This window comes from Pseudoalteromonas sp. APC 3694 (genome assembly GCF_030407565.1).
Taxonomy (GTDB): Bacteria; Pseudomonadota; Gammaproteobacteria; order Enterobacterales; family Alteromonadaceae; genus Pseudoalteromonas; species Pseudoalteromonas tetraodonis.
Genome location: NZ_JASDDE010000001.1, coordinates 181042 through 200706 on the forward strand (window position 1 = coordinate 181042; position 19665 = coordinate 200706).

Below are 19665 nucleotides of genomic sequence, written 5' to 3' on the forward strand. Positions count from 1 at the left end.
TTACTTGTTAATAAACTTACACATTCCAAACCCTAAAACATCGCCATCGCGTTTTACATAACCATAATGTGTATAAAAGCTTTCTTTACCGTGAGCACTTAATAAACCGACTGTAGCGCCATTAGAGCAAGTGTTGGTTAAGTAGTTTTCAATGTGGGTCATTACTAAACGACCAATACCTTGTTTTTGATAACTAGGCGCAACAATTATATCTTGAATATAAAAATACATTGCGCCATCACCAATCACTCTCCCTGTGCCTATCAACTTATCAATGTCGTATACAGTGATCCAAAACAATGAATTTTCGATGCTTGGTTTCAATACTTCATCGTCAGGATTTTGCCACTTTACTTGTGTACGTAAATTAGCAAACTCATTCAGTGCTGGAGCTTTAAGTTCAACTTTAAAAACCATAATATCCCCTACTCACTTTAAAGCATTTTACTCATAAACAAGCTATATGGGTCTGGCTCATAATCACCAAACGGTTCGCATTCTTTAAAACCAAACTGAGTATAAAGATTTTGTGCGGGTAAAAACGCCTCTGCTGTTCCAGTTTCTAAACTTAGCTTTTTGTAACCTCGCAGTGTTGCCTGCTCAACAATATGCGTAAGTAGCTTAGCCGCTATGCCTTGGCGCAAATAGTTACTTGAGGTACGCATTGATTTAATTTCGCCATGAGTGGTATTGAGCGCTTTTAATGCACCTACACCCGCTAAATTATTATCAATCCATAAGCTATAAAATGTTATGTTGGGGTGAGTCAGTTTACTCACATCAAGTGCATGTACGCTCTCAACAGGTGAGTGCTTTAGCATATCGTTATGATGCGTTTGTAATAGTTTTATGACGTGTGGGTTTGAAAGCTCGCCTGTTCTTATTTCCATTTACAACTCATTTTTCCGTGTATTAATATTTAATATAAAGCGCTAATAACTTTATATTTAACTCATCATTACTAGAAGCTAAAACGCTACCGACTGATTTCGAGTGTTCTAAGTCCCCTATTCGTATCTCAAACCTTTGATTATCAAAACTATCAATAAAAATATGTACTTCTTTATCCTCATCATAAAATGATGCGAAGTTGTCTGTAATGAGCATATTAAATATCATAGTTTCCTCCTTGTAGATTAAACATAAAATAATTATTACCTAGGACAATTTAAAGTTACAAGGTTTATAACGAAGGATTGCTATAAATTTTAAAATATTGATAAAAAATATTCTTTCTCGAAACTCCTTTAAGTGAAGAAATTAGAGGAAATAAGAATTCCTTGCTATCTAGTATTTGTATTTTCCATTCAGTATCGCCAATAAAATGAAAAGTTAACGTGTTCGAGTTTTGAATATTATAATTTCGAAAAGATCCCGTTGAATACATGCTACCAATCGTAGCTGAATCAATAATATCAAGGCGCTCATTCAAGAGATGGATATGAAGCATATCCTCGTAAGGAGTATCATCCGTCATAAAGGCAAGGTATTTCCAACCTGCTTTAATGCAAAGCTCCAAATAAGTACCATCAACAACTTTATCTGTTTGCGTATTATTTAAAAAGATAAAGCTCTGTTCTGGAGACTTAGGGATTGTCTTAAATACTTGGCTTTCAAGTATGATCATCTTTTTCACCTAGCTATTACTTTTGACAGGCCAATTCTCGCCCACCGCAGCCTATCACGGTCTACAACAAACGACATTTATGCGGAGGTTGTTTGATTTGCTCCTTTCACCTCGAACCTCGAACCTCGAATATAAAATTACATCAACTTCCAAACCACAAACGCCATAGCAAAACCAACCAAGTACACCAAGCCTAACCAGGTTAAGCCACGCAAAAGTAGACTGTGTTTAATCGCGGGCTCTGAGCGCACTAGGCTGAAGTTAAGCCATGCAAAAACAGGGGTGGTTACAAAAGCAAGTGTCATTGCAAAGGTAAGCATAGGGCCAAGGGCTGATTTAAAAAATAAAATAACCGCCATACCGGCCAATGCTTGCAGTATAAGCCACGTATTTAAGCTGTGTTTAGATTGCTTAAAACCAAGTAATTTGTGTGATTCGTTAAGTGTGCGGGCGTAGCCGTCAAGTACGGTGAGTGTGGTGCCAAACATACATAAAAACGCGATGGCTGATACCAAAGGCCTTGCCCACTCGCCTATTGTTGATGCGTACATATCAATCAGCTGTTTAGCAAACGCCACGCCGCCTAGCTCTATATTTGTACTCTGCCCGTATTGCACTAACGCGCCTAAACTAAAAAATACCAGCGCAAGCCCGGCGGTTAACCAATAACCTAGATTAAAATCGAATAAGCCTTGGTTTTTAGTCACACTTTGCTGAGTTTGTTTTTCCTTAAGCCATAAAGAACTCAGTGCCGATATTTCAATAGGCGCTGGCATCCAGCCCATTAAGGCAACCAGAAAGCCCAACATGGCAAGTTCATACGGTGAGGGGCCAACGTAGTTTACAGGCGCTACTGGGCCGTTATTTATAGCAATAACCAATGCAGTGATGGTTGCTATAGTAAGTAGCCCCATAATAGCTTTTGCTACGTTATCGAGCGCTTTAAAATGCCCCAGTAATAATATAATTAAACACACGGCCAATATTACCCAACACAATAAGGTAACAGGAATGCTAATAGGTAATGCGTAGTGTAATAAGCTCGCCGTAAGCAACAATACACCTGCGGTATTTACCACAGCGGCAATAATATTGAGGGCAATAAAGCTGTAAAAATAGCCAGGGCCTTGGTTTTTATACCCTTCTACTAAACTGTTTTTGGTGGCGAGTGTGTATTCCATACCAAAACGAAAAAACGGGTACTTTAAAACGTTAACCACCACAATAAGACAAAATAGCTGCCAGCCAAACAATGCGCCTGCTTGAGTAGAGGCCACCAAGTGTGAGCCACCAATGGCAGCGGTTGCCATTAAAATACCTGGGCCGAGCGCCCCTAACCGAGACTTCCATGTGTTTTGTGTGTACTGCATTAACTTCTCAAATTTGGTGTGTTATGTGCTTTTATTATTAATTTTTATCATTAATAAACTGTGTGAATGCATAACTTACCTAATTTACAGGCAATAAAAAAGAGCCCTTAGGCTCTTTTTAAAATAACACGCTGTTAGTTATTAATTTAAATCCATCTCTTGGATGATTTCATGTGCTATTTCTGGTGTGGTACTTACAGGCTTTTCATGTAAGTTCGCTTTTATTTGCCCTTTACGATGCTTTAGTGCGGCATCGAGTTTTTTAGCTGCGCTGGAAATAGCAGGATACATAACTTCGTTTTCCCCTTTTACCGATATACGCGCACCTTCATAATTTGTGCTAATTTCTGCTTGGAACTTATGATGCTCTTTTGAAAGAATAATATCTAGAGATATCAATGATGGAAAATGGCTCGCGACTTTTGAGAACTTTTCGTTAATGTGTTCTTTAATAGAATCAGTAACGTCAACATGGTGACCAGAAAGATTAATTTTCATAGGGTATCCTTTTATTTGTTACCTCATAGTTAGTATTGGGGGCTAAACGAATTAACACAAGAGAAAAAATGAAAATTACGCAATTATTTATTACCCCACCTGATTTAGATCATTCATTTAGCATTAAGTATGCAAAAAGCCGCTTTGTAGCGGCCTTTAGAGGTGTTGATAATTTAATCAACCAACAAATTAATCGGTGTATGAACAACAATAATCTGCAAAATCACTTACTTTTACATGAAAGCTCACATTAGCATCAACGTTAAATGACTCGCCCGCATTAAATGTTTTCCACTCGCTTTCACCAGGTAGTAATACATCCCACTGCCCTGCTAACAACTCCATGCACTCTTTTTGGTTAGTATTAAACTCAAATTCACCGGGTTGCATAAAACCCAAGGTTTTAGCCTCACCGTTACCTAAAAGCACAGTACGGCTTGATACTTTGCCATCAAAGTACACATTGGCTTTTTTAACCACACTAACGTTATCGAACTTTGGCATGTTAACTCCTGTTGTTAATTTATAATTTTGTTACCCCCACAGTGCCTGATACATATAAACCTTGCAAGTTAAGTGCTGTGAAAATTACTCATCTAAAATCCAAAAGGTTAAAAATGAACGACTTTATAGGGAAATATGCTTCGAGCGACAGGCTGCGAGTTTCGAACAGAGCCTTTAGTAATTTATGCACAAAGAGGGCTATGAGGCGCTTCGCTTTAGAGAAGTAATCAAACAACAAAATTGATTTTTTAATTTGGTTTTTGTATTGCCTCATTTTCTTCTCATTCGCTTCTCTTTGTTCAAATTAATTTTTAATGATTTGTGCACAAAGAGGGCGATGAGACACTACGCTTTAGAGAAGTGATAAAAGTACAGCTCATAAAAAAGCCCGCCCTGCTATACACAGGGCGGGCTTTTAAAACACGAAAGCAATTAATTAAAACAATGCGTTTGCTTTGTTAACTACATTTTCTACCGTAAAACCGAAGAACTCAAATAGCTCGTTTGCCGGTGCCGACTCACCAAAGGTGGTCATGCCAACTACGGCGCCATTTAGGCCTACATACTTGTACCAGTAATCAGCAATACCCGCTTCAATCGCTACGCGACGTGAAACGCTTGCTGGTAATACACTTTCTTTGTACTCAGGCGATTGGTCTTCAAACGCATCAGTACATGGCATAGATACAACACGTACCTTTTTACCCTGCGCACGTAGCTCTTTCGCAGAGTCTTGCGCTAGCTGTACTTCAGAACCCGTTGCAATCAAAATAAGCTCAGGATTGCCGTCACAACTTAAGATGTAACCACCCTTTTTAACGTCGCTTAATTGCTGGGCATCACGAGCTTGCTGCTCTAAGCCTTGGCGAGTAAAGATTAATGATGTAGGACCGTCTTTACGTTCAATAGCTTGTTGCCATGCAATTGCTGACTCAACTTGGTCACATGGGCGCCAGTTGTATAGGTTAGGCGTTAAACGCATGCTGGCAATTTGCTCAACTGGTTGGTGAGTTGGACCATCTTCACCTAAACCAATTGAATCGTGCGTGTATACAAAAATGCTTGGTTGCTTCATTAATGCAGCCATACGTACCGCGTTGCGTGCGTATTCCATAAACATTAAGAACGTTGCACCGTAAGGAATAAAGCCTTTATGCAGTGCAATACCGTTCATAATGGCCGACATACCAAACTCACGTACACCGTAGTAAATGTAGTTACCACTTGCATCATCAGCAGTTAAGCCTTTAGAGCCATCCCAAATTGTTAAGTTTGAACCCGCTAAATCGGCAGAACCACCCATAAACTCAGGTAGTAACGGGCCAAACGCATTTAATGCATTTTGCGACGCTTTACGTGATGCTGGGTTTGCTGGGTTTGCTTGCAGCTCTTCAATGTAGGCTTGTGATTTTTCAGCCCAGTCAGCTGGTAATTCTGAATGTGTACGGCGTTTGTATTCTGCTGCTAGCTCTGGGTATGCTTTTTCATATGCGGCAAATTTTTCATCCCAGCTTGCTTCAAGCTGTTGGCCTTTTTCTTTGTTATCCCACTGTGCGTAAATGTCAGCAGGGATTTCAAATGCATCACCCGTCCAACCTAAGAACTCGCGAGACGCTTTAATTTCGTCATCACCTAGTGGTGCACCGTGACAATCGTGGCTACCTGATTTATTAGGTGAGCCGTAACCAATAATAGTTTTACAACAAATTAGTGTTGGCTTATCAGTCACGCTTTTAGCTTTTGCAATTGCTGCACTTACTGCATCGCTGTCGTGGCCATCAACGTCGCTAATTACATGCCAGCCGTATGCTTTAAAACGTGCTGGGGTATCATCACTAAACCAACCTTCAACTTCACCGTCGATTGAAATGCCGTTGTCATCCCAAAATGCCACTAACTTGCCTAGGCCTAATGTACCGGCTAGTGAGCATGCTTCATGAGAAATGCCTTCCATTAAACAGCCATCACCCATAAACGCATACGTGTGGTGATCAACAATGTCGTGGCCTTCACGGTTAAACTGCGCTGCTAATGCTTTTTCAGCAATCGCCATACCTACCGCATTTGTGATCCCTTGACCTAATGGGCCCGTAGTGGTCTCAATTCCTGGCGCGTATCCATATTCTGGGTGGCCTGGTGTTTTAGAATGCATTTGGCGGAAGTTTTTAATTTCATCCAGTGGCAAGTCATAACCACTTAAATGCAGTAGAGAATAAATTAGCATTGAACCGTGACCATTTGAGAGTATAAATCGATCTCGGTCAGCCCACTCTGGATTTGTTGGGTTATGTTTTAGATAATCGCGCCATAATACTTCTGCGATATCAGCCATGCCCATAGGGGCTCCAGGGTGACCAGATTTGGCCTTTTGTACTGCGTCCATTGACAAGACGCGAATAGCATTTGCAAGTTCTTTGCGAGATGGCATGAATTCTCCTACCTTTATATGTATTTGCGCGGGTATTTATTTATCCCCATTCTTACTTATTGTGGGGGCTGTGTGCAATTAAAAACCCATAAAAATAGGGCATTATGAATATTTTTTAAGAACCATTTACTATTAGATATTTTATTTAGACGTCTAGGCGTAAAAAAACTATGCAAGTTCATTTGTTTTAGATAAAATACGCGCCTTAATTTTTTAGCGCTAATACCGACGTTTGTGAAGCGCAATATTTGTGAGCATAATTACAATGGCAAAACATTTATTTACTTCTGAATCTGTTTCTGAAGGCCATCCGGATAAAATCGCCGATCAAATTTCTGATGCGGTACTTGATGCTATCCTAGAGCAAGACTCTCATGCCCGTGTAGCGTGTGAAACTTACGTTAAAACCGGTATGGTTATGGTTGGTGGTGAAATCACGACTAGCGCATGGGTTGATATCGAAGAAATTACACGTAAAACAGTACGTGAAATTGGTTACACACACTCAGATATGGGCTTTGATGCCGATTCGTGTGCAATTTTAAACACGATTGGGAAACAGTCTCCAGACATTAACCAAGGTGTTGACCGTACAAGCCCTGAAGAACAAGGCGCTGGCGACCAAGGCTTAATGTTTGGTTACGCATGTAACGAAACTGAAGTATTAATGCCTGCTCCAATTACTTATTCTCACCGTTTAGTGCAGCGTCAAGCTGAGGTTCGTAAAAGCGGCGAGCTTAACTGGTTACGTCCAGATGCAAAATCACAAGTTACATTTGCATACGAAAATGGCAAGCCAGTAGGCATTGATGCCGTTGTACTTTCTACTCAGCACAGCGAAGATGTATCGCAAAATGACTTAGTAGAAGCGGTAATGGAAACAATTATTAAACCAGTACTTCCTGCTGAGCTTATTACTAGCGCAACTAAATTTTTCATTAACCCAACTGGCCGTTTTGTAATTGGTGGCCCAATGGGTGACTGTGGTTTAACTGGTCGTAAAATCATTGTAGATACATACGGTGGCATGGCTCGTCACGGTGGTGGTGCTTTCTCTGGTAAAGATCCATCAAAAGTTGACCGCTCAGCGGCTTATGCTGCACGTTATGTTGCTAAAAACATTGTTGCTGCTGGCCTTGCTGACAAGTGTGAACTTCAGGTTTCTTACGCTATCGGCGTTGCAGAGCCTACTTCTATCAGTGTTGAAACATTTGGCACAGGTAAATTAGAAGAAGCGCGTTTAATCGAACTTATTCGTGAACACTTTGACTTACGCCCTTACGGCCTAATTCAAATGCTTGACCTTGAGCGCCCTATTTATCTACCAACAGCGGCTTACGGCCACTTTGGCCGTGATGAATTCCCATGGGAACGCACAGATAAAGCAGACGCACTTCGCGCAGCAGCTGGCCTGTAAGCCACCTAGCTAATATTAAAACGGCCCTTTTTAGGGCCGTTTTGCTATGTGTATTAAGTTAGTCATAAAACAGTCTCGAACTGTTTAACATTTTAGGTATATACTCTGCTTATACAATAAAGCGTGTTAGGGATAAAAATGGCCGACAATTTTCGTGTTATATTTGTAGGACTTGCAGAAGGCGCAGACAGCCAAGCAGTGACCAATGCACTGACAGAAAAACTAAAAACCTCACCTGAAAAGGTGGCGGCATTTTTTAATGGCAAGCCGCTGTTTGCTCCTAGCAACAAAGAGAAAGCCCTTAAGCAAGCTAAGTTACTTTCAACGCTGGGGATCAAAAGCAAACTTCAGCAAACAGCCCCTACACAAGCTACTTCTCAAAAAGCGCACGACAGCCAGCGAGATCAGCGCTTATTTGATGCCCTAGATTACATTACTAGTAGCTTAATTCGTCTTGAAGAAAAACTAGAAGATATTGAACAACGTCTCCCTGAGGTTGAATTATCATTACCTGATGAAAATGACGAACCATGGCAAGATGACGATTTAATGCTAGATGAGCCACTCTCTACTACGCCCAAAAAACGCAGTAACCTTGTTTTATATTCGCTGATTTCTACAGCCGTAATATTACTTATTGTGCTTGCTGTGTACTTATTATTTCCTAATTTATTCTCTTTTTGATCATGGTTTAGTTATTTAATGAGTAATAATCGCGCACAAATAAGACTCGATATTCGTAAAGCACGGAATAATCTATCAAAAAACCAGCAAGAAATAGCGGCCCACTCGCTTAAAGTGAATTTTATTCAATATTTAAAAAGCATGAACTCGGCCAAAAAAAGTCATGTCGCGCTTTATTTAAGCAATGATGGCGAATTAGATACCTCATTGTTAATTAATGAATTATGGAGCATTGAACAGCATGTTTACTTACCTGTAATTCACCCTTTCAACGGGGCTAACTTACTATTTCAACGATATGAAAAAAACTCACCCATGAGGGCAAACCGCTATGGTATCTTGGAGCCTAAGCTGAACTGCTCTCAAATATGCCCATTGCCAGCGCTTGATTATCTACTTATGCCACTTGTTGCATTTGATAAATTTGGTAATCGCCTTGGAATGGGGGGTGGGTTTTACGATAGAACCTTGGCACGTTTACACGAAGAAAACTGGCAGCAACCACAACTTATTGGCCTAGCACACGAATGCCAACAAGTGGATAAGCTCCCAATTGAATCGTGGGATGTGCCTCTTAAAACTATTATTACACCCAATAAAACCTACTGTTGGTAACAATTAATCTTGTAAACTAACAGTCTATTTTTGACATAAATGAGCACATAGCAATGACACAAGATGAATTAAAAAAAGCAGCTGCATGGGCTGCACTGGAGTTTGTAAAAGAAAACACCATAGTGGGTGTTGGTACAGGCTCAACCGTTAATCATTTTATTGATGCTTTAGGCACAGTAAAAGACACCATTGTTGGTGCAGTATCTAGTTCAGAAGCGTCTACAGCACGTTTAAAAGAACTTGGTATAGAAGTATTTGAGCTAAATGATGTTGATGCTCTGGATGTATACGTTGATGGCGCAGATGAAATTAACGCTCTAAACGAAATGATTAAAGGCGGTGGTGCAGCGCTCACCCGTGAAAAAATAGTAGCGGCAGTGGCTAAACAGTTTGTGTGTATTGTTGATGACACCAAACTAGTCGATACCTTAGGGGATTTCCCGCTGCCAGTTGAAGTTATTCCGATGGCGCGCAGCTATGTTGCCCGCGAATTATTAAAACTTGGCGGTGATCCTGTGTATCGCCAAGGTGTTGTAACCGATAACGGCAACGTTATTTTAGATGTACATAATTTAAAAATTACCCATGCTAAACAGCTTGAAACACAAATAAATCAAATTGTTGGCGTAGTCACCAACGGCCTATTTGCAGAGCGCGGTGCTGATAAAGTGATTATCGGCACAAAAAATGGGCCACAAATTAAATAGGATATGGTTATGAGTAAGGTATCGTTAGCAAAAGACAAAATTAAAATTCTCTTGCTTGAAGGTGTTCATCAAAGCGCTGTTGAAACGCTAAAACGTAACGGTTATAGCAATATCGACTACGTTAAAACATCGCTACCTGAGGACGAGCTTATTGAGCGCATTAAAGATGTGCACTTTGTGGGGCTGCGTTCTCGTACTCATATTAATGAATCGGTATTAAATGCAGCTGAAAAACTGGTTGCTATCGGTTGTTTTTGTATTGGTACCAACCAAGTAGATTTAAACGCAGCACGTGAACGCGGTATTGCAGTATTTAATGCCCCGTTTTCAAATACTCGCTCTGTAGCTGAGCTTGTACTAGGTGAAATACTGCTTTTATTACGTGGTATTCCACAGCGAAATGCCGCTGCGCACCGTGGTGGCTGGTTAAAAACAGCCAATGGCTCGTTTGAAGCGCGCGGTAAAACCTTAGGTATTATTGGCTACGGTCACATTGGTACTCAGTTGGGCATTATGGCTGAAAATATTGGTATGAACGTGGAGTATTACGACATTGAAGACAAACTGTCTTTAGGTAATGCGACACAAGTACATAACTTAACGCAGCTATTGCAACGCGCTGATATTATTAGCTTGCACGTACCTGAAACACCGCAAACTAAAAACCTGATTGGCACGGCTGAATTGGCGGTAATGAAGCAAGGCTCTATTTTAATTAACGCTTCACGTGGTACTGTCGTTGATATTGACGCCCTAGCAGAAGCGCTAACAGAGAAAAAACTCAGCGGCGCAGCAATTGACGTATTCCCAGTTGAACCTAAATCTAACGATGAAGAATTTATCTCGCCACTGCGTGAATTCGACAACGTTATTTTAACGCCGCATATAGGTGGCTCTACTCAAGAAGCACAAGAGAACATTGGTATTGAAGTAGCGGGTAAACTCGCTAAGTACTCAGATAACGGCTCAACTATTACCGCAGTTAACTTCCCTGAAGTATCATTGCCAGAGCTTGCTAATCGCAGCCGCTTGTTACACGTGCATCACAATCGCCCTGGCGTGCTAACGCAAATTAACCAAGCGTTTGCTCAGCACGGTATTAACATTGCCGCACAGTACTTACAAACCGATGAAGCAATTGGTTACGTGGTTATTGATGTAGACACAGATCACTCAGAAGTCGCACTTAAAGAGCTCAGTGCGGTTGAAGGTACAATTAGAGCGCGTATTCTTCACTAACTATCAGCTAAAATAATAAAAGCCGTACTTGAATAATCAAGTACGGCTTTTTTGTTTTAAATTGAATCCTCACGGCTTATAACTTACCGCTGTTATTTGCCTTTAACTTCTAAATTTATAAACTTAACCAGCTCTTCGGGTTGCCCTGCTAACATCATTAGTTGCTGATTCACTTCCATCATAGTTTTACCTTCAGGCAGTTTTGCTGACACACTAAACGAATTTAGTCCTTTAGCAAAATCAGTTAACGCCTTGGCTATTTCTTCGGTCACAGGTGCTTGTTGAAGCTGTTGTTCAAGCATTGTTTGCATTTGCTCTAACGTCATACCTTGCTTTGCCAACTCGCTTTCTAATAAGCCTTTAAGATCACCTTGGTTATTAACAACTAAGCTAACATTACGTGGCTCTAGCTTACTCATTGCTTGCATAATCATTGTTTGCTGTTGTAGCTCTTGCTCATAAGTAAGTGGCGTACTGCCAGCAGCTTGTTGAGCCTTACTGATTTCAAGTGAAGCATCCATAAGCGCTTTAGAATTAGCAAGCCCCATGTCCATATCAATACTGGCAATATCATTAGCTTGCAGCTTAACAACAATATCACTGTTACCTGATTGCTCATCGTAATCTAATGAAGAGTGTAAATCATAACTGGCTGAGGCAAGTTGTGTATTTGTATCTGCAGGCAGTGTATCGACAAAGCTTTTATCAAATTGAAAGTTTTTTAACGTAAAAGCAGTATGTGGCGATATTTTATCGGTTTCGTAGCCTGTCACTTCAACATGCTCAACCGTGGCAACTTTATCGCCCTCAGGGCTAGTCACTTCAATATTACTAATGGCAACACTGTTTGAAATAACACTCGCCGATAGCTCTGCGTAGTTAAAACTAGCACCGGTTTGTTCGCTGACCAAGGCCAACTGTTTATCAACCTCAGCACGTACCTCTTGTGTTGCAACATAGTTTGCATAGCTCACGCCACCCACACCTGCAGCAATAATCGCGGCTGCAATCACTAATTTTTTCATGTCATTTCCTTATTAAACTCTTTATATAAGTGGCTTTAAGCAAGACTAACATTGAGAACATGCATCGTTAAGCACTTTTTGTTTGCTAGTTAATTAAACTCAGTAGCTCGTGCACTGTTTTAACTGGCGTTATTTTAGCACCCAGCCCTTCCATCGATTTATGGTAGTTACGAAATGGGATAAATATTTCAGTAAACCCATGTTGCGCCGCTTCTTTAACACGGGGTACACCACTGTCGATTGGACGCACATCACCGTTTAAACTTAGCTCCCCCATAATACAGGTGGTTCGAGGTACAACAAACTCGTTCAAACTACTTAAAAGTGCAGTAACAAGCGCTAAATCAATACAGGTTTCTGATTCATCAATTTTTAGACCACCCACAATATTAAAAAACGTATCGTGAAATATTTTAGTTTTAGTGTGTTTACGTAAAATACCAGTGAGCATTTTAATCCGGTTCATATTTAAACCAACACATACTCGCTGTGGAAATTCTGCTTCTGTTTCAGTGGTTAAACATTGAATTTCGAGTAGTAAATTACGATTACCTTTACGAATACAGGTAATCGTCGACCCCGGTGATTCAGTGGTTGAGCCCGATAAGAAAATTTCGCTGGGGTTATCCACACTGAGCATACCGCGTTCACACATTTTAAAAATGCCCACAGTATCTATATCACCAAAGCGATTTTTATTAGCGCGCAGGGTGCGCACTTGACCATCGTTGGTATCAATATGTAACAGTGCATCAACTATGTGCACTAATGTTTGCGGGCCAGCTATTTCATTATTTTTATTTACGTGAGCAATAATGAACATAGTGACATCGTTTTGCTTACAATATTGGGTTAGCGCTTGAGCGGCACTTTTTACTTGCGAGGGTGAGCCAGGGCTACCATTAGCGGTGTCGGTGACCACGGCTTGAATAGAGTCGATAACAGCAAACTTAATTTTGTTTTTATCCAGCTCTTCAATAATGGTTTCAACACTGGTTTCTGACAGTAAATAGAGCTCATCTTCGTTATAGTTAAGTTTTAAACGGTTTACTCGGTTTTTAAACTGCGACAAAGACTCCTCAGCAGTACAATAAAGCGATGGCATGCGCTGAGACATTCTTGCCACTAAATCCGATAGTAGTGTGGTTTTACCCGCCCCCGGATCGCCAGAAATAATATTAACCGAGCCGGTGGTTACACCACCGCTTAGTACACGGTCAAGCTCGCCAATTTCAGTAAGCTGTTTTTCTGCCTCTGAGGTGGCTACTTCATTAATTTTTTTAGAGCCACCGCCAATACCACCGGCGTAGCCACCGACACTTGCACGAGCTGCTACTTTTTTGCTTTGCCCTGCAGAAGGTTTAAACTCTGCTAATGTGTTCCACGCACCGCAGCGACACTGACCTTGCCAGCGTTGATAGTTCATGCCACATTCTGTACAAACAAACTCTACTTTTGCCGCTTTAGCCATTTAAAACCTTACCTACTATTCTTTATTTTGAAATATTGACTGTTAAGCGCTTATTTTGCCACTGCTGGCTTTACCTTAGCAACAACGCCTTGTGGAATAGCGCATTTAGTATCACACTCACACTATACTGATGTAGTTTCATTTAACCTACTTTAGGGCATGCTTCTTGCTATAAAAAAGCTAATAAAAACATGCCAATTAATTGGCTCATAACGAATAACAATAAACACAAAGTATAGTTACGCATAATATCGTGGTCGCATTTAACTACTTTTCGATATTAGATTTATTTAATTCTCTAATAAATAATTGCAACAGTATACCTACTTTTTAAATTAGACGGTGATGATTTATAAATGGCTGATGACGTATTGCTTAAGCATGAAGCGCTTGTAAATGAATTAAAACAGTATTTGGGAAATGCTAAGTTTGATCTCATTTTCAAGTCAAAAACTGCCGAGTTAACTAAACCCGAGCAGTTTTTAATAAAAATGGAAATGTCGCGTTTATCTCAGCCGATAGACCGCTTTATTGATCTTCGTGGTTTAGTTACTGGCCAAGTAAAACCATATGAATACAAGGGCAAGCAACACTTTATGGATGACACCGCTATTGAAGTATTCGAAGCGGCCATAAAACAACATAAAGATTACACCCTTGCAGTATACGAAGCGGTGATGAATACCGAAAATAATTATCGTGTATTACAGCAAAAATCAACGACCACCCCAGCTAAAATAATTGAACCATTACCCGAACTACCCACCGATGTAATTAAGTTTGCGGCTTATGAAAGTCGTAGCGAAGAGCGAATGAATTACTCAATTAAAATTACTATTGAGTACGATGAGCAAACAAAAATTGAAGCAAGTACTTCTGATATTTCACTCAGTGGCTGTAAAATTAAGTTGGCATCCCGCTATAACTTAAAAAAAGGTCAGCTTATTGTTATGCACTTAGTTGGCCTTGAACAAGATTTTGAGCTTGGGTTAAAAAATGGGATTGAATACGAAGTGGTTGCGATAGAAAACACCTCGGATGAATTTAATCATATTCGCTTAAAACGCACATTTAAAGAAAACAACACCGCGTTTGACCATTTTTTAGAAAGCTTTATTCACGGCAATAAACGCCGTTATAAAGTGAATTTAGATAACACCCTGGATGCGGTTATTTCTAAAGGATATGAACAATATTATATTCCTAGGGTTAATTCTTTATATGTTTTTATTAGCCAGCAAAACGGCGTTTATTATCCTAGCCTGAGCTTAACCACTGAGAACAGTTTATTTATTCAGCGTTACTTTACTGATGAACGCAAAAAATCATGTCTTTACAATGTGTTAAATCATAAGCGTATTCGTACCTTGGCGCTAAAACCTGTGGCAGTAAAAGAGGAATATTTATATACCTTTACCCATGTCTCTGCAGGAAAAATTTACTACTATTCAGCCACTCGTTCAGAGCTTGAGCAACATGCACAATTAAAAGCGTTATTTTTTGGTTTTGGTAGCCGAAGAGACAGTTGGCGCTGCTTTAAATTACAATTGATGCCAAGCCATACTGAAGATGCTTATATTCCTTTATCTTTACCTAACTCTTTAGGTAAAGATATTGAGAAACTTAATAAACCGCCTTCACCACGTGTTGAAGGGGCGATAAAAGACGTAAAATATTTAATGCTACTTACCCAAGTTGGTAATGAGCATGAGCAACAGCATTATCAACAATATGAATTTGATAAAGCCTTGGCCAATAAATTGAAATTGTTTGGCCACAGTAAGCATGCATCACCGCCGGAGCTAAATACCGTGCCGTTAGAGTACGTGAACCTTCGTTCTAATAAGCGTTACCTTTATAAAACCAGCGTCGTTATTAACACCCGTGACTCAGTACTGCATGGCCATACTCGGGACTTTTCAGTCTTTGGTTTACAGCTAGAGTGTAATCAAGAAGTGGACTTTAAAAAAGGCGATATTGTTTCGTTATCATTTCCTGATTTACAAAAAATTACCAAAAGTTATTCATTAAGTCTTATTCAATATGAAGTAATGGCGGTGAGTAAATCGTTAACTACGATTAATTTAAAAGCACATGTAGAGAAAAAATTGCCTCATACTGGGGTCGATTTTTTTACCCTTTTAATCAATAGTAATAAACAGAAATTAAAAGTTGCTGAAGAGTCACCTAAAGTACCAGGCCTTTCTACAGCACTTAGAAATATGGTAACAAAAACGCTTTGCCAGTTTCCGATTTATTTACATAAATCAATGGCTCACTTTGAAATTGGCGCCATGGGATTTGGTTTATATCCAAGCCCTCTGCATGTTATTTTACAAAATTTTTCACTGCTAAATACTAAAACAGACTTATCAAATATTATTACTAAAGCGCACATTGCTGATGTGATCACCCCGAATATTAAAGAGCGCTCTCGCCAAGACTCGCCATTAGAATTTAGTTTGGTGATTAACTTCGATCCTAAAAAAGAAAATATAGCTGATGCAATTACCAGTCAGTGTATTTTAGGCACCGACTGCAGCGAGTTTAAACAGCAAGTAAGTAAAGGGCTGAAGTCTGAGCTGGTTTTTATAATGCGTTTATATATTTCACGTACTGGTCGACTCGATACTGACTACTTAGCAAATGAGCTAAAATACGTTAGCCAATACGCAATTCACAAGGCTAAAGACTTAGAGGATGCCTTGTGGTCAGTATCGGGAGTTGGCGATATTATTGATGTAAGTGACGAAGCCCTTGTGCATTTATCGCTCAACCAACAACAGGTTGAGCAAATGTCTAGGCGAAAACTAATTTGGTTAAACCGTTTACGTTAACCCTGTGATGGATTTAGCGGAACTGCCAACATATACAGCAATTGTAATAACGAGCCTTGGCAAATAGCCGCTTGGGCTTGTTCAACTACTTTAGGTTTGCCATGCACAGCAACGCCTAATCCTGCTTGAGCCATCATTTTTAAATCATTTGCGCCATCACCAATGGCAACTGTTTGCGTTTTTTCAAGGCCTAGTTTTTGTTGAAGCGATTCTAAAATAACCGCTTTTTGCTCAGCATCAACAATGCCTCCTAACACCTTACCTGTTAGTTTATCGTCTTTAAATTCCAGCACATTGGCATGCACTTCATCTAAATTAATTAACTCTTGTACACGCTCTGCAAACGGCACAAACCCGCCTGATGCAATGGCTAAATACCATTGGTGGTGCTTTAAAATTTGGCACAACGCTTTAATACCCGGCATTAAAGGCAGTGCACTTTTTAGATCATCAATTAAGCTTTTTTCAATCCCTTTTAGCTTGGCAACGCGTTGGTTTAAACTCTCACTAAAATCAAGCTTACCTGCCATTGCCTGCGCGGTCACACTGGCAACCTCGTCATATACATTGGCTAAACGCGCAATTTCATCAATGCACTCAATAGTAATGGCTGTTGAATCCATATCCATTACCAATAATCCTGGTTTTTTTAAATTAGGGGGATTGGTTACTTGCACTAACTGACACGTCAAGGTATTTGCAAAAGTTTGAAGTTCAAGTGGGTTTATTGCCTGCTCTGTATTTTCTATATAAAAACATAATGCCGGAGATAACCCTAAATCTGGCTGGTATTGGCACATTGCTGTCACGTTTTGCTGGTGAATGGCAAAAAATTCAATCATGCTATTAATATGCGCCATACTAAAATCGCCTGCAAATGCGATACTAAAAAGCCCTCGTTCTCTGCTTGGAATTGTATTTAAAGGTGCAAATACGCCCTTTTGATAGCTGAACCATTTATTTAGGGTAAGTTGTGATAATGGTTGCTCAGCGCTGTGCTGTGCCATGTTCGCGTTCGACATGGGATCTCCGTTTATATTTCCTGACATTTAGCGCATTGATGATAGGGATATAAGATACAAAATTCGCCATCAGGGTGGATTTAAGGTTATAGTGTAGTTGTAACATCAAATCAAAATGCTGTCAGCAGCATATACGGTGACTATGAAAAATAACCATCTTAAAAATCCACTTACAGCCTCGCAAAAAAAGCGTTTAGTCCGTTTGCTATTGGCCGCTGGCTGCTTTGTATTATTAAGCTGGGTGGGTATAAATAGTAGCTTTCAAAGTCATCAACTGCTTTACGATAATGCCAATAGCGCAGCTAAATCTCTCACTCAGTTTATGGCACTGAATGCTAAAAATCCGCTGATAGAAAAAAACAAGCAGCAACTGACCACCTTATGCAACAATATCAGTAAAGATGAATTTGTACTCTCGGCCACTATTTATGACAAACAAGGTGTGGTACTTGCGAGCAGCGATAATTGGCAATCGCATCATGTGTATGGCTTATTACCTGACTCATCGCCGGGTATTAGTAAGTTAAAAACGCCTTTTGTTGAGCAAGTTATTTCAGACGACAACCGCCCTATTGGCTTTGTATCTATTACCTATTTAACCCGTGCTGCAGTATCGGCAAGCCATAATCATTTTCATGATTTAGGTCGCCAAGTGCTACTTATGTTAGTGATTGCCTGTATTTTTACTTGGCAATTAGGCCGAGGATTAAAGCGCTGGCAAGTAAATCGTTATATACAAAAAACGTCTGAGCATGAATCATAAAGCTGCTCAGCTAATTGAAATTTATCGCTATTTGGTTTTAAACCATAAAGCGCATCAAATACGTTAGGAATATGCAGTGGGGTATTTATCTCCCCTTGATAACCACTTAGCGGCATTGAAGGTGAGTCAGTTTCAAGCACTAAATGCTGCGGCTCAAGCTTTGCTATGACCGCACGTGTTTTAGCTGCACGCTCGTAAGTTATAACCCCACCGACTCCAAGTTTAAAACCCTGCTTTATATAATAGTGCGCTTGTTGAATTGAGCCTGAAAAAGCATGGATCACACCGCCGTTTTTTGGCCTACAACGCTTAAACGATTGCGCTATTAAATCATGGCTTTGCCTGTGATGCACAATCAGCGGTAACTCAAGCTCATTAGCAAGCGCTATTTGATGCTCAAACAAAAAGGTTTGTTTTTCAAGATTGAAAATACTGCGATCGAGCCCGCACTCACCAATAGCCACCAGCTGAGTTTTGTTTGTTTTAGCAAAGTTATACAGCGACTCTAAGTGCGATTGCTGATGTTGCTCTAAAAAATAAGGATGTAGCCCTGCAGCTATTCTAATTTGTGGGTAGGTTGCTTTAAACTCTAGTAGGTTTTGAGATTGCGCCAAGCTAATACCTGGCACAATAAATTGGCTAACGCCCTTTGCTACACAGGCATTAATAAGTGATTCGCGGTTTGCATCAAACTCACTAAAATCGAGATGACAGTGCGAGTCTATAAATTGCAAAGCTAGCAGCCCACTACGGATTTAAGCGCGTTATTTGCCAGCTATTATCGGCCTGACGCTGATACATAAAGCGATCATGTAGACGATGAGCTCCGCCTTGCCAAAACTCGATTTTTTGCGGCACAACACAATATCCCCCCCAAAAATCAGGGAGTGGTATTTCACCTTTGGCAAACTTGTTTTTCATATTGGCAAAGGTTTCCATTAACACTTTGCGCGACGACACCGGGCGGCTTTGTTGCGACGCCCAAGCGGCTAATTGACTTTCTTTTGGACGTGATAAAAAGTACTTAGCCACGGCTGACGTTGGAAGCGGCTGCGCCTCACCATACACAATCACTTGGCGCTCCATGTGGTGCCATGGAAAGTGCAAGGAAATTTTATTATTGCCTTTAAGCTCTTGTGCTTTTCGTGAACCGGTATTAGTAAAAAACACAAAACCGTTATCATCTAAATGCTTTAGCAGCACAATACGCTGTGAAGGCTGACCGGTGTCATCAACCGTAGCGACCACCATTGCTGTAGGGTCGGGCAAATTACTGGCAACAGCATGCTCAAGCCAGGTTTCAAACTGCTTAAACGGATCATCAAGCAAGTTGTCTTCACTGAGCGCATCTTGCAGGTATTCACGACGAATATCTTCGAGTTTCATATCAAATCCTTCTAAAGAGCTATCAGCTATCAGCTATCAGCTATCAGCTATCAGCTATCAGCTATCAGCTAT

20 protein-coding genes are annotated in these 19665 nt (G+C 40.3%); 7 read left to right on the forward strand and 13 right to left on the reverse strand.

Features of this window, described 5'->3' with window-relative positions; all coding sequences use genetic code 11:
- The 8 genes from QMA00_RS00915 to tkt all read right to left on the reverse strand — a co-directional run bounded on the left by QMA00_RS00915 (position 1) and on the right by tkt (position 6427).
- The gene (locus tag QMA00_RS00915) at positions 1-417 is read right to left on the reverse strand and encodes a GNAT family N-acetyltransferase (protein WP_076920675.1); all 417 of its coding nucleotides are present in this window, start codon (positions 415-417) and stop codon (positions 1-3) included.
- A gap of 17 nt (positions 418-434) precedes the next feature.
- Positions 435-890 (reverse strand): GNAT family N-acetyltransferase, encoded by a 456-nt coding sequence (locus QMA00_RS00920; RefSeq protein ID WP_076920676.1) that lies wholly within the window; start codon positions 888-890, stop codon positions 435-437.
- 22 nt (positions 891-912) lie between these two features.
- Entirely contained in the window at positions 913-1119 is a 207-nt protein-coding gene (locus QMA00_RS00925; protein ID WP_076920677.1) for a hypothetical protein, read from the reverse strand.
- Positions 1120-1183: 64 nt separating this feature from the next.
- A complete protein-coding gene (locus tag QMA00_RS00930; protein WP_076920678.1) occupies positions 1184-1627 on the reverse strand; it encodes a hypothetical protein in 444 nt (147 codons plus the stop codon).
- Positions 1628-1764: 137 nt separating this feature from the next.
- A complete protein-coding gene (locus QMA00_RS00935; protein WP_076920679.1) occupies positions 1765-2997 on the reverse strand; it encodes a divalent metal cation transporter in 1233 nt (410 codons plus the stop codon).
- Between the two features lie 141 nt (positions 2998-3138).
- Complete coding sequence (gene raiA, locus QMA00_RS00940) at positions 3139-3495, reverse strand: ribosome-associated translation inhibitor RaiA (protein ID WP_013465684.1); 357 nt, start codon at positions 3493-3495, stop codon at positions 3139-3141.
- A 189-nt stretch (positions 3496-3684) separates the two neighbouring features.
- Positions 3685-3999 (reverse strand): pyrimidine/purine nucleoside phosphorylase, encoded by a 315-nt coding sequence (locus QMA00_RS00945; RefSeq protein ID WP_010387728.1) that lies wholly within the window; start codon positions 3997-3999, stop codon positions 3685-3687.
- Between the two features lie 436 nt (positions 4000-4435).
- Entirely contained in the window at positions 4436-6427 is a 1992-nt protein-coding gene (gene tkt / locus QMA00_RS00950; RefSeq protein ID WP_076920680.1) for a transketolase, read from the reverse strand.
- Between the two features lie 265 nt (positions 6428-6692).
- Between tkt and metK the strand changes: the two genes are divergently transcribed.
- From metK to serA, 5 genes are all read left to right on the forward strand, one after another.
- A complete protein-coding gene (gene metK / locus QMA00_RS00955; protein WP_008110316.1) occupies positions 6693-7844 on the forward strand; it encodes a methionine adenosyltransferase in 1152 nt (383 codons plus the stop codon).
- A 138-nt stretch (positions 7845-7982) separates the two neighbouring features.
- Positions 7983-8528: a hypothetical protein gene (locus tag QMA00_RS00960; RefSeq protein ID WP_076920681.1), complete on the forward strand. Its 546-nt coding sequence runs from the start codon at positions 7983-7985 to the stop codon at positions 8526-8528.
- An 18-nt stretch (positions 8529-8546) separates the two neighbouring features.
- Positions 8547-9143 (forward strand): 5-formyltetrahydrofolate cyclo-ligase, encoded by a 597-nt coding sequence (locus tag QMA00_RS00965; protein WP_076920682.1) that lies wholly within the window; start codon positions 8547-8549, stop codon positions 9141-9143.
- A 53-nt stretch (positions 9144-9196) separates the two neighbouring features.
- Positions 9197-9850, forward strand: coding sequence for a ribose-5-phosphate isomerase RpiA (rpiA, locus tag QMA00_RS00970; protein ID WP_013465690.1), 654 nt, complete (start codon positions 9197-9199; stop codon positions 9848-9850).
- 9 nt (positions 9851-9859) lie between these two features.
- Positions 9860-11089: a phosphoglycerate dehydrogenase gene (gene serA / locus QMA00_RS00975; RefSeq protein WP_028833921.1), complete on the forward strand. Its 1230-nt coding sequence runs from the start codon at positions 9860-9862 to the stop codon at positions 11087-11089.
- Between the two features lie 92 nt (positions 11090-11181).
- On the opposite strand, the gene QMA00_RS00980 is transcribed toward serA, so the two are convergent.
- Both QMA00_RS00980 and radA read right to left on the reverse strand, forming a co-directional pair.
- Entirely contained in the window at positions 11182-12114 is a 933-nt protein-coding gene (locus QMA00_RS00980) for a hypothetical protein (protein WP_076920683.1), read from the reverse strand.
- A gap of 85 nt (positions 12115-12199) precedes the next feature.
- Entirely contained in the window at positions 12200-13585 is a 1386-nt protein-coding gene (gene radA / locus QMA00_RS00985; protein ID WP_013465693.1) for a DNA repair protein RadA, read from the reverse strand.
- Between the two features lie 356 nt (positions 13586-13941).
- Between radA and QMA00_RS00990 the strand changes: the two genes are divergently transcribed.
- The gene (locus QMA00_RS00990; protein WP_076920684.1) at positions 13942-16422 is read left to right on the forward strand and encodes a PilZ domain-containing protein; all 2481 of its coding nucleotides are present in this window, start codon (positions 13942-13944) and stop codon (positions 16420-16422) included.
- Here the strand turns inward: QMA00_RS00990 and serB are convergent.
- The gene (serB, locus tag QMA00_RS00995) at positions 16419-17444 is read right to left on the reverse strand and encodes a phosphoserine phosphatase SerB (protein ID WP_076920685.1); all 1026 of its coding nucleotides are present in this window, start codon (positions 17442-17444) and stop codon (positions 16419-16421) included. The two genes, QMA00_RS00990 and serB, sit on opposite strands and share 4 nt — an antisense overlap.
- A 142-nt stretch (positions 17445-17586) precedes the next feature.
- On the opposite strand from serB, the gene QMA00_RS01000 reads away from it, so the two are divergent.
- Entirely contained in the window at positions 17587-18207 is a 621-nt protein-coding gene (locus QMA00_RS01000) for an AhpA/YtjB family protein (protein WP_013465696.1), read from the forward strand.
- Here QMA00_RS01000 and QMA00_RS01005 read toward each other — a convergent pair.
- Positions 18174-18941: a TatD family hydrolase gene (locus QMA00_RS01005; RefSeq protein ID WP_076920686.1), complete on the reverse strand. Its 768-nt coding sequence runs from the start codon at positions 18939-18941 to the stop codon at positions 18174-18176. The genes QMA00_RS01000 and QMA00_RS01005 overlap by 34 nt on opposite strands.
- A 13-nt stretch (positions 18942-18954) precedes the next feature.
- Positions 18955-19593, reverse strand: coding sequence for a pyridoxamine 5'-phosphate oxidase (gene pdxH, locus QMA00_RS01010; protein ID WP_024602100.1), 639 nt, complete (start codon positions 19591-19593; stop codon positions 18955-18957).
- Positions 19594-19665 lie beyond the last annotated feature (72 nt).

Bases quoted from the DNA above. Each gene is read 5' to 3' on its own strand.
- rpiA (WP_013465690.1), top strand. From the start codon at position 9,197: ATGACACAAGATGAATTAAAAAAAGCAGCTGCATGGGCTGCACTGGAG.
- QMA00_RS00920 (WP_076920676.1), bottom strand. From the start codon at position 890: ATGGAAATAAGAACAGGCGAGCTTTCAAACCCACACGTCATAAAACTA.
- QMA00_RS00930 (WP_076920678.1), bottom strand. From the start codon at position 1,627: ATGATCATACTTGAAAGCCAAGTATTTAAGACAATCCCTAAGTCTCCA.
- QMA00_RS00935 (WP_076920679.1), bottom strand. From the start codon at position 2,997: ATGCAGTACACACAAAACACATGGAAGTCTCGGTTAGGGGCGCTCGGC.
- QMA00_RS00960 (WP_076920681.1), top strand. From the start codon at position 7,983: ATGGCCGACAATTTTCGTGTTATATTTGTAGGACTTGCAGAAGGCGCA.
- QMA00_RS00965 (WP_076920682.1), top strand. From the start codon at position 8,547: ATGAGTAATAATCGCGCACAAATAAGACTCGATATTCGTAAAGCACGG.
- QMA00_RS00990 (WP_076920684.1), top strand. From the start codon at position 13,942: ATGGCTGATGACGTATTGCTTAAGCATGAAGCGCTTGTAAATGAATTA.
- pdxH (WP_024602100.1), bottom strand. From the start codon at position 19,593: ATGAAACTCGAAGATATTCGTCGTGAATACCTGCAAGATGCGCTCAGT.
- QMA00_RS01000 (WP_013465696.1), top strand. From the start codon at position 17,587: ATGAAAAATAACCATCTTAAAAATCCACTTACAGCCTCGCAAAAAAAG.
- QMA00_RS00945 (WP_010387728.1), bottom strand. From the start codon at position 3,999: ATGCCAAAGTTCGATAACGTTAGTGTGGTTAAAAAAGCCAATGTGTAC.
- tkt (WP_076920680.1), bottom strand. From the start codon at position 6,427: ATGCCATCTCGCAAAGAACTTGCAAATGCTATTCGCGTCTTGTCAATG.
- QMA00_RS00915 (WP_076920675.1), bottom strand. From the start codon at position 417: ATGGTTTTTAAAGTTGAACTTAAAGCTCCAGCACTGAATGAGTTTGCT.
- raiA (WP_013465684.1), bottom strand. From the start codon at position 3,495: ATGAAAATTAATCTTTCTGGTCACCATGTTGACGTTACTGATTCTATT.
- QMA00_RS00925 (WP_076920677.1), bottom strand. From the start codon at position 1,119: ATGATATTTAATATGCTCATTACAGACAACTTCGCATCATTTTATGAT.
- QMA00_RS00980 (WP_076920683.1), bottom strand. From the start codon at position 12,114: ATGAAAAAATTAGTGATTGCAGCCGCGATTATTGCTGCAGGTGTGGGT.
- serA (WP_028833921.1), top strand. From the start codon at position 9,860: ATGAGTAAGGTATCGTTAGCAAAAGACAAAATTAAAATTCTCTTGCTT.
- radA (WP_013465693.1), bottom strand. From the start codon at position 13,585: ATGGCTAAAGCGGCAAAAGTAGAGTTTGTTTGTACAGAATGTGGCATG.
- serB (WP_076920685.1), bottom strand. From the start codon at position 17,444: ATGTCGAACGCGAACATGGCACAGCACAGCGCTGAGCAACCATTATCA.
- metK (WP_008110316.1), top strand. From the start codon at position 6,693: ATGGCAAAACATTTATTTACTTCTGAATCTGTTTCTGAAGGCCATCCG.